Source organism: Staphylococcus sp. 510, from assembly GCF_057219715.1.
In genome coordinates this window covers 35774-49207 of the sequence record NZ_JBXVVK010000005.1, presented here as the reverse complement: position 1 = coordinate 49207, position 13434 = coordinate 35774, and the positions used below count along the sequence as shown (strand labels likewise).

General features: G+C 32.8%; 11 protein-coding genes. 10 read left to right on the top strand and 1 reads right to left on the bottom strand.

What is annotated here, in order from left to right:
- Positions 1–59: 59 nt before the first annotated feature.
- The gene (locus AC2D8K_RS04950; RefSeq protein WP_484698139.1) at positions 60–701 is read right to left on the bottom strand and encodes a YigZ family protein; all 642 of its coding nucleotides are present in this window, start codon (positions 699–701) and stop codon (positions 60–62) included.
- Positions 702–840: 139 nt separating this feature from the next.
- Between AC2D8K_RS04950 and fakB1 the strand changes: the two genes are divergently transcribed.
- The 10 genes from fakB1 (at position 841) to uvrB (ending at position 13432) form a co-directional block, all read left to right on the top strand.
- Positions 841–1707: a fatty acid kinase binding subunit FakB1 gene (fakB1, locus tag AC2D8K_RS04945; RefSeq protein WP_002450923.1), complete on the top strand. Its 867-nt coding sequence runs from the start codon at positions 841–843 to the stop codon at positions 1705–1707.
- Positions 1708–1832: 125 nt separating this feature from the next.
- On the top strand, positions 1833–3029 hold the full coding sequence (locus AC2D8K_RS04940; RefSeq protein ID WP_367948830.1) for a DEAD/DEAH box helicase family protein: 1197 nt from the start codon (positions 1833–1835) through the stop codon (positions 3027–3029).
- A gap of 37 nt (positions 3030–3066) precedes the next feature.
- The gene (locus tag AC2D8K_RS04935; protein WP_002450921.1) at positions 3067–3741 is read left to right on the top strand and encodes a ComF family protein; all 675 of its coding nucleotides are present in this window, start codon (positions 3067–3069) and stop codon (positions 3739–3741) included.
- 61 nt (positions 3742–3802) lie between these two features.
- A complete protein-coding gene (gene hpf, locus AC2D8K_RS04930) occupies positions 3803–4378 on the top strand; it encodes a ribosome hibernation-promoting factor, HPF/YfiA family (RefSeq protein WP_002450920.1) in 576 nt (191 codons plus the stop codon).
- 570 nt (positions 4379–4948) lie between these two features.
- Positions 4949–7483 (top strand): preprotein translocase subunit SecA, encoded by a 2535-nt coding sequence (gene secA / locus AC2D8K_RS04925; RefSeq protein WP_002450919.1) that lies wholly within the window; start codon positions 4949–4951, stop codon positions 7481–7483.
- A gap of 277 nt (positions 7484–7760) precedes the next feature.
- Positions 7761–8868, top strand: a protein-coding gene (gene prfB / locus AC2D8K_RS04920; protein WP_100066969.1) for a peptide chain release factor 2 whose coding sequence is annotated in 2 segments (ribosomal slippage) — positions 7761–7832 and positions 7834–8868 — 1107 coding nt in all. Because the reading frame shifts where the segments join, the coding sequence is not laid out codon by codon here.
- Between the two features lie 369 nt (positions 8869–9237).
- On the top strand, positions 9238–10041 hold the full coding sequence (locus AC2D8K_RS04915; RefSeq protein ID WP_002450917.1) for a COG3942 and LysM peptidoglycan-binding domain-containing protein: 804 nt from the start codon (positions 9238–9240) through the stop codon (positions 10039–10041).
- Positions 10042–10239: 198 nt separating this feature from the next.
- Positions 10240–10881 carry a YfbR-like 5'-deoxynucleotidase gene (locus AC2D8K_RS04910; protein ID WP_002450916.1) on the top strand — a complete coding sequence of 214 codons (642 nt, stop codon included), beginning with the start codon at positions 10240–10242 and terminating at the stop codon, positions 10879–10881.
- Positions 10882–10886: 5 nt separating this feature from the next.
- Entirely contained in the window at positions 10887–11114 is a 228-nt protein-coding gene (locus AC2D8K_RS04905) for a CsbA family protein (RefSeq protein WP_002450915.1), read from the top strand.
- Between the two features lie 332 nt (positions 11115–11446).
- Positions 11447–13432, top strand: coding sequence for an excinuclease ABC subunit UvrB (gene uvrB, locus AC2D8K_RS04900; RefSeq protein WP_002450914.1), 1986 nt, complete (start codon positions 11447–11449; stop codon positions 13430–13432).
- Positions 13433–13434: the final 2 nt, after the last annotated feature.

The window sequence follows — 13434 nt, the reverse complement described above, 5'->3', positions numbered from 1 at the left end:
ATCTAAGACAGAGTCTCAACTTAATCGGAATTGAGACTCTGTATTTAGATAGCTTCTTTTTAATCTGTTGTAATATCAAAGGGTAACATTTTAATATCTTCAGTATTTAGCTCATAATTGCCAGCTGTCGTTTTATTTAAAAAGGCGATAAAATCATCATACTCAGTTTCAACGACATCAATTTGGTAGCTAACTTTGTCAGTATAGAATTGATTTCTAAGCATAAAGCTAGTAGAACCTAATTCATATTCAAATTTACCGGTTTGATCATAATTCAAGATAACAGTGGTTGGAATAGCGGCTCTTAATTCAACACGGCCGATATCATAAATGACATCACGTACTGCACCACTATATGCTCGTATGAGTCCGCCGCCGCCTAATTTGATGCCACCAAAATAGCGTGTTACAACCACACACACATCATGTAGATCTAATTTTTTTAATATCTCCAACATAGGTACACCAGCCGTACCACTTGGTTCGCCATCGTCATTTGCTTTTTGAATATTCATTTCTGGCCCTATAGTATATGCAGAACAGTTGTGCGTTGCATCTTTATGTTGTGCTTTAATCTCATTAATGAATGCCTTTGCTTCATCTTCTGAAGCTACAGGTTTAATATGTGAAATAAAACGAGATTTATTGATCGTATTTTCAATAGTATGTTCTTCTTTAATAGTAATGATTGGTTTTGTCATTTTTTCACCTTCATCTTCGCTCTGTTTTCATACTAGTATTATACACGCTGTAAATACTTAAAATAAATTGTTTAATTAAGATTTTCTTTTTTAATAAAATATTGTATTATTACTATGAGTATAATTGAGGAGGACTACTATGAAGATTGCTGTAATGACTGATTCTACTAGCTATCTATCTCAAGATTTAATTGATAAATATGATATCCCAGTTGCACCGTTAAGTGTAACTTTTGATGATGGTGTAAGCTATACTGAAGATGTAAATGTTGATATTGACCATTTTTACAATAAAATGGCTTCTTCAGCAACGATACCTACGACTAGTCAACCGGCTGTAGGTGAATGGATTCAAAGATATGAAAAATTAAGAGAAGATGGTTACACAGATGTGATAGTTGTATTCTTATCTAGTGGAATTAGTGGGAGTTATCAATCTGGGAAGCAAGCTGGAGAATTAGTTGAAGACATTAACGTCTATGCATTTGATAGTAAGCTTGCGGCTATGATGGAAGGTTGTTACGTATTACGTGCAATAGAAATGGTAGAACAAGGTTATAAACCAGATGATATCATAGCAGAGTTAACTGATATGAGAGAACATACAGGTGCTTATTTAATTGTAGATGACTTGAAAAATTTACAAAAAAGCGGCCGTATTACAGGCGCACAAGCTTGGGTAGGTACTTTGCTAAAAATGAAACCTGTACTTAAGTTTGATGACGGTAAAATTGTACCGGAAGAAAAAGTACGTACTAAGAAGAGAGCACTCAAAGCATTAGAAGACAAAGTCTTAAATCAAGTCAAAGATTATGATGATGTGACCATTTATGTGATTAATGGTGATAAAACTGATGATGGAAAAGCGTTATTAGAATCTGTCAAAGCGAATGCACCTTCACATTATCAAGTAGCATATTCTGAATTTGGACCAGTTATTGCCGCACACTTAGGATCTGGTGGGTTAGGTTTAGGATATACAGCACGCCAAATTAGACTTAATTAGAAGATTGAGAGGACATATGGAATTGTTAAATGACAATTCGGTATGTCTTTTTTTTATTGGAGGGAACATCAATATTACATTATGGTAAGTTAATACATTCGGAAACGAATATCACTTTGGAACAAGTGGCGCTTGTTACTAAAGGGGTCGTATTTAAAAATAACCGATGGCATTGTGTTCAATGTGAAACAGACGATGATAAATATTTTCATCGCTATTATTCAGATTTTATAAATAAGGACATAGTATATTGTAGGAAATGTATACAACTTGGTCGTATGGATCATTTGACTGATTATAGAATCATAAAGAGTCATCAAAAGGTTACGCCATGTGAATATCATCTGGAATTTGAGCTTTCAGACCAACAAAGCTATGCCTCTCAACAAATTGTAAAAGCCATTATGGAACGAAGAAAATTATTGTTATACGCTGTTACTGGAGCTGGAAAAACTGAAATGATTTTCGAAGGGATTAAGTTTGCTAGAAATCAGGGAGACAATATTGCGATTGTATCCCCACGTGTTGACGTTGTAGTAGAAATTAGTCAACGGATTAAAAATGCATTTATTCACGAAGATATAGATGTCATACATCAAAGTAGTCAACAACAATTCGATGGACATTTTATCACTTCAACAATTCATCAACTATACCGATATAAAAATCACTTTGATACGATCATCATTGATGAAGTAGACGCATTTCCCTTATCTATGGATGACGACTTATTTAAGGTCATTCAATCATCTTCCAAACAGAACGCATGTCATATTTATATGACAGCTACACCACCACAGAAATTATTATCAACGATAAGTAAAGATAATGTGATAAAATTGCCAGCACGATTTCACCGACAACCACTCCCCGTACCTATCTTTCAATATTTAAAGTTTAAACCCAAACAGGTTCAATTTAAATTGTTGAATTTCTTATCCAAACAAATACAGAATCAACGTTATACCTTAGTGTTTTTTAATCATATTGATCATATGATTAAAGCTTTTAAGACATATCAATCTCAAATACCTAATTTAATATATATTCACAGTGAAGATGAACAGCGCTTTGAGAAAGTGCAATCTTTAAGGGCAGGCAATCATATGGTTGTTTTTACCACTACCATTCTTGAACGAGGTTTTACTATGGAAAAGTTGGATGTCGTAGTTATTGAAGCTGACCAGTTTTCTAAAGCGGCATTAATACAGATCGCAGGTCGAGTGGGTAGAAAGAAGCAAGCCCCAAACGGGAATGTGGTTTATTATCATAATGGTGTGTCGTTATCAATGATGTTAGCTAGAAAAGATATTAAAAAATGAATCAACTTGCGAAACAAAAAGGATGGTTAGACATATAATGGAACAATGCCTACAATGTTTAAATCCGATCAATGAACAATTAACTATTATTAATTTTTATAGAAAACCTTGTGTTATATGTGAGACTTGCTTTGAAAAATGGAATCAAGTAAAGATTAATGATGCATTAAAGCGTTGTAAAAAGTGTTTGAAATTAATGACTAAAGGTGAACATATTTGTGAAGACTGCCAATTTTTGAATGAACGATTTAACATTCAATATCGATTAAAATGTAATTTTAATTATGATGGTATTATGAAAGAAACGATGCATCAATATAAATTTTTGAAAGATCATTATTTATGTAAGGTTCTTGCCGCGATCATCAATTTACCAGAAGGTAAGTTTGATTATGTAATTCCAATACCATCGCCAGATGAACGTAATATTGAAAGGACATTTAATCCAGTTGAAGAAGTATTAAAGATGAAGGGTATTGCCTATGTAAATGTACTAGGTACACAATTAAGACCGAAACAAGCAGAGTTAAATAAAATTGACCGTCTTAGAGAGACCAATCCCTTCTTTATAAGAAACAATGTTGAGTTGGATGGTAAAGAAATATTACTTGTAGATGATATTTATACAACAGGGTTAACGATTAACCGCGCAATGTGTAAATTATCTACATTAAATGTCAGAAAATTCAATGTGTTTGCGTTTGCAAGATGAGGGCGACGTGGTAAAATATAATTAAGCATTACCAATATAAGAGGTTAAAGGAGAGATTACTATGATTAGATTTGAAATTCATGGAGATAACCTCACTATCACAGATGCAATTCGCAACTATATTGAGGAAAAAATTGGTAAGTTAGAACGTTACTTTAACAATGTACCGAATGCGGTTGCCCACGTTAAAGTTAAAACTTATTCAAATTCAACTACAAAAGTTGAAGTGACAATTCCGCTTAAAGATGTAACTTTAAGAGCAGAAGAAAGACATGATGATTTATATGCAGGTGTTGATTTAATTACTAATAAACTTGAACGTCAAGTTAGAAAGTATAAAACACGTGTAAATCGTAAGCACCGTGATCGTGGCGATCAAGAAGTATTTGTAGCAGAAGTTCAAGAAGCGCCACCAGAAGAAATTAGCGGTGCTGAAGAAAATAATGATAATGATATCGAAATTATCCGTTCTAAACAATTCAGTTTAAAACCTATGGATTCTGAAGAAGCGGTGCTACAAATGAATCTTTTAGGACATGACTTCTTTATCTTTACAGACCGTGAAACTGACGGTACTAGTATCGTTTATCGTCGTAAAGATGGTAAGTATGGTCTGATTGAAACAACTGAACAATAAGGGTCAATGTGAACCTTAAATATAGGTATGAAATTATTTCAGTTTAATAATTAAATAGTGTTACATTGGGAGTGAGATGATTGTTATTCGTATATGAATACTTCATCTTGCTCCTTTTTTAGATACGATATTGAAAAAATTAATCATAATGATTTTAGTAAAAAGACTTAATACGAATGATGTGTGGATGTTGAATTCGTAGACGCAAGCATTATACTGTGCTAATCTTAATTGAAAATAACAGAAACGAAGTACTGTATAATAAATTTCGCAATTTATGCGAAGTTTATTTATTTGAGACGAGAAATAATACATTGTATCATGTTAGAATTAACTTGTTGACAATTCATTAGATTTATTTATGTTATCGATTGAAAAGACACAAAGGCATTTTGATTGAATTACCATGTGAAATAGCATAAAGTATGTAAGCTATGTTTGCCAATATGTTTATGTTACGGACAAAGGGAATAAAGTATACTAATGAGTATTTAAGTATGATTCTAAAGGTATAAATGGTAAGATTAATTGTTGAAAGCCAAGCAGTTTTTAGCTAAAGGAGCGAACAGAATGGGATTTTTATCAAAAATTGTTGACGGCAATAAAAAAGAAACGAAAAAATTAGGTAAGTTAGCTGATAAAGTACTCGCATTAGAGGAAGAAACAGCACTTTTAACTGATGAAGAAATTCGAAATAAAACTAAGAAATTTCAAGAAGAACTTGCTGAAATTGAAGATGTTAAAAAACAAAATGATTATTTAGATAAAATTTTACCTGAGGCGTATGCACTCGTACGTGAAGGTTCTAAACGTGTTTTTAATATGATTCCATATAAAGTACAAGTAATGGGTGGTATCGCAATTCATCATGGCGATATTGCTGAAATGAGAACAGGTGAAGGTAAAACGTTAACAGCGACAATGCCTACATATTTAAATGCGTTAGCAGGGCGAGGCGTTCACGTTATTACAGTCAATGAATATTTATCTAGCGTTCAAAGTGAAGAAATGGCAGAGCTATACGAATTTCTAGGTTTATCTGTAGGACTTAATTTAAATAGTAAAACCACAACAGAAAAACGTGAAGCATATGCACAAGATATCACATATAGCACGAATAACGAACTAGGATTCGACTATTTGAGAGATAACATGGTGAACTATGCAGAAGAGCGTGTTATGAGACCACTGCATTTTGCTATTATTGATGAGGTTGACTCTATTTTAATTGATGAAGCAAGAACACCACTTATTATTTCAGGTGAAGCAGAAAAATCTACATCTCTTTATACACAAGCTAATGTTTTCGCTAAAATGCTCAAATTAGATGATGATTATAAATATGATGAAAAGACGAAATCTGTAAACTTAACAGAACAAGGTGCAGATAAAGCTGAGCGTATGTTTAAGATTGATAATCTTTATGACGTTCAAAACGTAGAAATTATTAGTCATATTAATACAGCATTAAGAGCACATGTAACATTACAACGAGACGTTGACTACATGGTTGTTGATGGCGAAGTACTTATAGTTGACCAATTTACTGGTCGTACAATGCCGGGAAGACGTTTCTCTGAAGGTTTACACCAAGCGATTGAAGCTAAAGAAGGCGTACAAATTCAAAATGAATCTAAAACTATGGCGTCAATCACATTCCAAAACTACTTCAGAATGTACAATAAGTTGGCAGGTATGACAGGTACTGCTAAAACAGAAGAAGAAGAGTTCCGTAATATTTATAATATGACAGTAACTCAAATTCCGACTAATAAACCTGTACAACGTGTTGACAAATCTGACTTAATATACATTAGTCAAAAAGGGAAATTCGATGCCGTTGTTGAAGATGTAGTTGAAAAGCATAAAAAAGGTCAACCTGTATTATTGGGTACAGTTGCTGTAGAAACATCTGAATATATTTCTAATTTATTAAAAAAACGTGGCGTAAGACATGATGTATTAAATGCCAAAAACCATGAACGTGAAGCGGAAATAGTCGCAAATGCTGGTCAAAAAGGATCGGTTACCATTGCGACAAACATGGCTGGTCGTGGTACGGATATCAAATTAGGTGAAGGCGTAGAAGAAATTGGTGGTTTAGCCGTTATTGGTACAGAACGTCATGAATCACGCCGAATTGATGACCAATTACGTGGTCGTTCTGGTCGTCAAGGAGACAATGGTGACAGTCGTTTCTATTTATCATTACAAGATGAATTAATGGTTCGCTTCGGTTCAGAGAGATTACAAAAAATGATGGGCCGATTAGGAATGGATGATTCTACACCAATTGAATCTAAAATGGTTTCAAGAGCAGTAGAATCAGCACAAAAACGCGTTGAAGGTAACAACTTTGATGCCCGTAAACGTATCTTAGAATATGACGAAGTACTACGTAAACAACGTGAGATTATCTATAGTGAACGTAACGAAATCATTGATAACGATGATAGTTCACAAGTTGTAGATGCCATGTTACGTTCAACATTACAACGTGGAATCAACTATCATATCAATGAAGAGGATGATAACTTAGATTACCAACCATTCATCAACTACATTAATGATGTCTTCTTACAAGAAGGCGAATTAAAAGAATTAGAAATCAAAGGCAAAGATTCAGAAGATATCTTTGAAGTAGTATGGTCTAAAATTGAAAAAGCTTATGCTAAACAAAAAGAAACGCTTGGCGATCAAATGAATGAATTCGAGAGAATGATTTTATTACGTTCTATTGACAGTCATTGGACAGATCACATTGATACAATGGATCAGTTACGTCAGGGTATCCATTTACGTTCATATGCACAACAAAACCCATTACGTGATTATCAAAATGAAGGTCACGAGTTATTTGATATGATGATGCAAAATATCGAAGAAGATACTTGTAAGTTCATATTAAAATCAGTGGTACAAGTTGAAGATGATATTGAACGTGAAAAAACAACAGATTTCGGTGAAGCAAAACATATTTCAGCCGAAGATGGTAAAGAAAAAGTAAAACCACAACCGATTGTTAAAGGTGAAGACATCGGTCGTAATGATCCTTGTCCTTGCGGAAGTGGTAAGAAATATAAAAACTGTCATGGACAAGCATAGTTGTACGTTAATAAGTATTATGTAGTTGAAGCCTGAGACAATGTTGTCTTGGGCTTTTTTAGTGTTTATTTCATTGATTGAGAAAATGAGTTAATATCGATGATTAAGTTATGAGTCTTTAACATAATTCGTATTCTTATACTGTAATTCAGGTTATATATGATAGAATATAAGCGTATAATATGATGAATCTAGTGTAGTGATATTTAAGAATTTGATAAAATAAATCATATTGAAATAAAGATCATAGATTACCAAACGAAATAGGAGAGACATTATGGAATTATCAGAAATTAAAAGAAATATAGATGCGTATAAAGACAATTTAAATCAAATTAGGGGGTCTCTTTGACTTAGAAAATAAAGAGACTAACATCCGAGAGTATGAAGAAATGATGACAGAGCCCAATTTTTGGGATGATCAAAATAGAGCCCAAGATATTATTGATAAAAATAATGCTTTAAAATCAATGGTAAATGGTTATTATGAACTAGAAGAATCTGTGGAAGACATGTCTGCAACAGTTGAATTGTTACAAGAAGAATTTGACGAAGATATGAAGCAAGAGTTAGAAAATAATGTTGTCGAATTTAAAGCAGAGATTGATCACTTTGAATTACAATTATTATTAGATGGACCATATGATGCTAATAATGCAATTTTAGAATTACATCCTGGTGCAGGTGGTACTGAATCACAGGATTGGGTAAGTATGCTATTAAGAATGTATCAACGTTATTGCGAACAAAGCGGCTTTAAAGTTGAAACAGTTGATTACTTACCAGGTGATGAAGCGGGTGTTAAAAGTGTGACACTATTAATCAAAGGGCATAACGCATATGGTTATTTAAAAGCAGAAAAAGGTGTGCATCGTTTAGTTCGAATTTCACCATTTGATTCATCTGGCCGTCGTCATACATCATTTGCTTCTTGTGATGTTATTCCTGATTTTGATAATGATGAGATTGAAATAGAAATCAATTCTGATGACATCACAGTTGATACCTTCAGAGCATCTGGTGCTGGCGGACAACATATCAATAAAACCGAATCAGCAATTAGAATTACCCACCATCCTACAGGTATTGTAGTTAATAACCAAAATGAACGTTCACAAATTAAAAACCGTGAAGCTGCCATGAAAATGTTGAAATCTAAATTGTACCAACTTAAATTAGAAGAACAAGAGCGTGAAATGGCAGAAATACGTGGTGAGCAGAAGGAAATAGGATGGGGAAGTCAAATTAGGTCTTACGTATTCCATCCTTATTCAATGGTCAAAGATCATAGAACAAATGAGGAAACAGGTAAAGTGGATGCAGTAATGGATGGTGACATTGGTCCGTTTATTGAAGCATATTTAAGACACCAAATGGATAAATAAATGAATGAATAAATGAAGCAGAGCTTGAGACATTTAATGATCTTAAGCTCTGTCTGTTATTAGTTGAAAAGTACTGCTATTTAAATAAATAGAAGAATGTATTATTTTTTAAATTTAAAAAAAGACAGAATCTATGTAAAACATCTCTTGTAATATTACTCACGTGATAATTATGACAAAGTTAAACTAACAATGAATCACTCTGAATTAGTTGATATATATGTGTTCATGGTGATATGTATGATGATACTTGAAATGATAGTGTATAAATATTATATTACATCAATTTAACATTAAGCATTTTGAAATAATGTTGTGTTATATTAAATTCAACAAATTAGAATATACAACAAAGGAATGACATATTTAATGAAGAAGACGTTATTATTATCATTATCATCAGTAGCAGCGTGTATCGCATTCAGCAATGTTGCAGATGCTCAAGAAGAAACTGCTGTACCTAATGTGAATACATCTGAAAACATAGCATCAGTTGGAACTGAGAATGCTAGTCAATATATCGTCAAACCTGGTGACACTTTATATCAAATCGCTTTAAATCATAATATTACTTTAGAAGAATTATATAACCTTAATCTTGGGGTTACACCTTTAATTTTCCCAGGTGACATCATTATTGTTTCTCCTTATGAAACACAATATCAAGTTAATAATACAACTTATAATACAAGCAATTACTATGTTGGAGAACCAACATCAACTACAAGTCAACAATATATAGATGTTACAAGTGAATCAACACCACAAGTATCTGCTACAACGAATCAATCCTATCGTAATGACACTGATGCTAGCTTATATTCTGTAAGTCATTCAGGTAATTTATATAATTATGGAAACTGCACATATTATGCATTCAATCGTCGTGCAGAGTTAGGGAAACCTATTGGAAGTTTATGGGGAGATGCTGGTAGTTGGGCAGTAAATGCTAGAAATGCTGGTTTCACAGTGAATAATATTCCAGTTGCAGGTGCTGTTTTCCAATCTAACCCTGGTACAAATGGTTCAGGTGGCTATGGTCATGTAGGCGTAGTTGAGAGTGTAAATAGTAATGGTACTGTTACAGTATCTGAGATGAACTGGAACGGTGGATTTAATGTGAAATCTTACAGAACAATTACAAATCCAGGTAGCTACAACTATATTCATTAAATTTGAATACGTATTAAAGTTTGATATTGCAGTAACGTAATTGACATGATTACGTTGCTGCTTATTTTTATATTAATTCATTTGCATATAATCGATTAAGTTGAAATCAACATTAAGATATTGCTTTTAATCATGATGATGATTGGTATAATGAAACTAAGTATCATCTATGATTAAATGAGAAGGAGGCATCACGGAATGGGCATACATCAATATTATAAAAGACTCTCTGATATGGAAAAGCTTATTAGGTTGCCTGGTAAATTCAAATATTTTGAGCATAATGTTGCTGCACACTCGTTCAAAGTAACTAAAATTGCTCAATATCTTGGTACTGTTGAAGAATATAATGGAAATGTTATAGACTGGAAGAGCTTATACGAAAAAGCACTAAACCACGACTTTGCAGAGGTGTTTACAGGTGATATTAAAACGCCAGTTAAGTACGCAAGTAGAGAATTGAAAATGCTTTTTTCACAAGTTGAAGAAGAAATGGTAGAGAATTTTATTAAGGAAGAAATCCCTGAACAATATCGTGACATTTACAGACAAAGGTTACAAGAAGGTAAAGATGATTCGTTAGAGGGGCAAATACTTGCTGTAGCAGATAAAATCGATTTACTTTATGAAACATTTGGTGAAATACAAAAACGTAACCCAGAACCTTTGTTTTTTGAAATATATGAAATGAGTTTAGAAACAATTATGCAATTCGATCATTTAGCTTCTGTTCATGATTTTATTGATAATGTTATTCCTGAAATGCTAACAGAAAACTTCATTCCTAGAACAGAATTACGAGAAACTACGATGACAATACTAAATAAAAGAAACAGGTGAAATAAATGATTTGGTATGCATGTGCTGCCTTTTTTCCTTGTATTTTAATTGTGCTTTTTAGTGTAGTGACTAAAAATAAATGGATTGGTACCTCTGTTACATTAATATTAATCGCAACCTCAATATATAAAGGCTTTTTTCATAGTGAATGGATTATATTTATTGATGTTGTATCGCTATTAGCGGGTTATTTAATCATAGATCAACTAGAATTCCATAAGAGAGAAGAATAAAACTTGATTAACATACAAATTGATTGATAAAAAGTCTATAAGAACAAGCATAGTTTGCTAAGCTATGTTTGTTTTTTATTTATCTTATAATATAAAAATGTTAGCGAACAAATGTTTGTATTTTATGTTCGAGATTTGTTAAAATAGAAAATAAATTCAGTGCTAATATTTACGTTAACGATATCATCAAAATGATGTATGACAATAGGTTAACTAGGGAAAGTAATTAATAAATAATGTATTAAACGGTGATAATCTTTAGAATAAAATGATTTCAATAATCTTGAGTAATAAAAGTTGAGTTGTAAACAATACAGGAGGCGTATGTAGTAATGGTTGAACATTATCCATTCAAATTAAATTCAGAGTTCGATCCTCAAGGTGATCAACCTGAAGCAATAAAGAAAATTGTTAAAGGTGTTAAAGAAGGAAAGCGACATCAAACACTACTTGGTGCAACTGGAACAGGTAAAACATTTACAATGAGTAATGTTATACAACAAGTAGGTAAACCAACATTAATTATTGCACATAACAAAACATTGGCTGGACAATTATATAGTGAATTCAAAGAATTCTTCCCAGAAAATAGGGTGGAATATTTCGTGAGTTACTATGATTACTATCAACCAGAAGCTTATGTACCATCGACAGATACATTTATTGAAAAAGATGCGTCTATTAATGATGAAATTGACCAATTAAGACACTCAGCAACAAGCGCTTTGTTTGAGAGAGATGATGTTATTATCATAGCGAGTGTGAGTTGTATTTATGGTTTGGGTAATCCAGAAGAATATAAAGATTTAGTTGTCAGTGTGCGTGTGGGCATGGAAATGGAACGTAGCGAATTATTAAGAAAACTAGTTGATGTGCAATATACTAGAAATGATATAGACTTTCAACGTGGTACCTTTAGAGTACGAGGCGATGTAGTCGAAATATTCCCTGCTTCTAGAGAAGAAATGTGTATTCGGGTAGAATTTTTTGGTGATGAAGTCGATCGTATTAGAGAAGTGAACTATTTAACTGGCGAAGTTATAAGAGAACGTGAACATTTTGCAATTTTCCCAGCCTCCCACTTCGTTACGCGTGAAGAAAAGATGAAAGTTGCGATTGAACGAATTGAAAAAGAATTAGAAGAACGTTTAAAAGAATTAAGAGATGAAAATAAACTTTTAGAAGCACAGAGGTTAGAACAACGAACTAATTATGATTTGGAAATGATGCGTGAGATGGGATTCTGTTCAGGTATTGAAAACTACTCCGTACATTTAACGTTAAGATCTTTAGGTTCTACGCCGTATACATTGCTTGATTACTTTGGAGATGACTGGTTAATCATGATTGATGAATCACACGTAACACTACCTCAAGTGAGAGGGATGTATAACGGTGATAGAGCACGTAAGCAAGTTTTAGTTGATCATGGATTCAGATTGCCTAGCGCATTAGACAATAGACCATTAAAATTTGAAGAATTTGAAGAAAAAACGAATCAATTAGTCTATGTATCTGCAACACCAGGACCTTATGAAATAGAACATACAGACGAAATGGTAGAGCAAATTATTCGACCAACTGGATTGTTAGATCCGAAAATTGATGTACGCCCTACAGAAAATCAAATTGACGACTTGTTAAGTGAAATTCAAGATAGAATTGATAAAAATGAAAGGGTACTTGTTACCACATTAACTAAAAAAATGAGTGAAGATTTAACAACATATATGAAAGAAGCAGGAATAAAAGTCAATTATCTTCATTCCGAAATTAAAACACTCGAGAGAATTGAAATCATAAGAGACTTACGTATGGGTACGTATGATGCAATTGTTGGTATTAACTTATTAAGAGAGGGGATAGATATTCCCGAAGTTTCATTAGTTGTTATCTTAGATGCAGATAAAGAAGGATTTTTACGTTCCAATCGTTCCTTAATTCAAACCATTGGGCGTGCAGCGCGTAATGATCGCGGTGAAGTTATTATGTACGCAGATAAGATTACAGATTCAATGAGATACGCCATTGATGAAACGCAAAGACGACGTGATATTCAAATGGCTCATAATGAGAAATACGGTATTACACCTAAAACCATCAATAAGAAAATTCATGATGTTATCAGTGCTACTGTCGAAAGTGATGATACTAATGAAAATAAACAAACAGAAGTACCTAAGAAAATGACGAAAAAAGAACGTCAAAAAACGATAGAAAATATAGAAAAAGAAATGAAAAAAGCAGCTAAAGATTTAGACTTTGAGAGAGCAACAGAATTAAGAGATATGTTATTCGAATTAAAATCAGAAGGGTGACA